Source organism: Streptomyces sp. SID486, from assembly GCF_009865385.1.
Lineage (GTDB): Bacteria > Actinomycetota > Actinomycetes > Streptomycetales > Streptomycetaceae > Streptomyces.
Genome location: NZ_WWJT01000107.1, coordinates 1 through 906 on the forward strand (window position 1 = coordinate 1; position 906 = coordinate 906).

The 906-nt window shown below is 78.8% G+C and carries 1 protein-coding gene; it reads left to right on the forward strand.

Annotated features, from left to right (window positions below; genetic code table 11):
* Positions 1–628 precede the first annotated feature (628 nt).
* The coding region (locus GT045_RS05585; protein WP_202527246.1) for a hypothetical protein at positions 629–906 on the forward strand (278 nt) is incomplete at its 3' end.

The window sequence follows — 906 nt, forward strand, 5'->3', positions numbered from 1 at the left end:
GGCCGGTGCGCGGGCGGTCTTCGCCCTGCCGCCGGCCGAGGCCGACCGGCCCCCGCAGCAGATCCCGGCCCCCGCGGCCGGCACGGCAGCCCAGACGGGCGGCGAGGCCGCCGCGGCCGGTGGCGCTGCTCCCGCGACGGGTGACGCCGCTACCGCGACGGGTGACACGACCACCGCGACGGGGGGCGCGGTCGCAGCCTCCGGCGCGGGGCCGGCCGGGACCCCGGGCGTGAGTACGGCCGGTTCTCCGGGCGCGGGTTCACCCCACGGCGCGGGTACGGCTGTCCCCCCGGGCATGGGTACGGGTACGGGTACGGATACGGCTGTCCCCCCGGGTGTCGGTACGGCCGTCCCGGTGGCTCCCGGTGCCGGTGTTCCCGTGGTTCCCGGTGCACCCGTGGCTTCTGATGCCGGTGCTTCCGTTGCTCCGGGTGCCGTGGCTCCGGGCGCCGGTGTTCCCGTACCTCCGGGCGCCGGTGCTCCCGTAACTCCGGGCACCGGTGTCCCCTTCGCTCCCGGCGCGGGCGCTCCTGCGGCCCCGGGGGCCGGTGTTGCCGTACCTCCGGGTGCCGGTGCTCCCGTTGCTCCGGGTGCCAGTGCTCCCGGCATGGGCCCCGGTGCTCCCGGCGTGAGTGCCGGTGCTCCCGGCGCCGACGGTCGGGTGTCGGTCGCCGGTCCGCCGGCCGGTTCCGGGCCGCTGCCCGGTCAGGTGCAGGTGCCCGCGCAGTTCCCGGTGACCGTCGAGGGCGTTGCGGCCGACGACGGCCGGCACGATGCCGTACCGGTCGACCAGGCCGACGACCACACCCCGCCGCAACCGCATCCCACCAGCGCCCCGACCGGCCGGCGACGCCGTGCCGTGGCCCAGCCGGCCGAGGCCGCGCAGGCGGTGGCGCCGGTGACCGG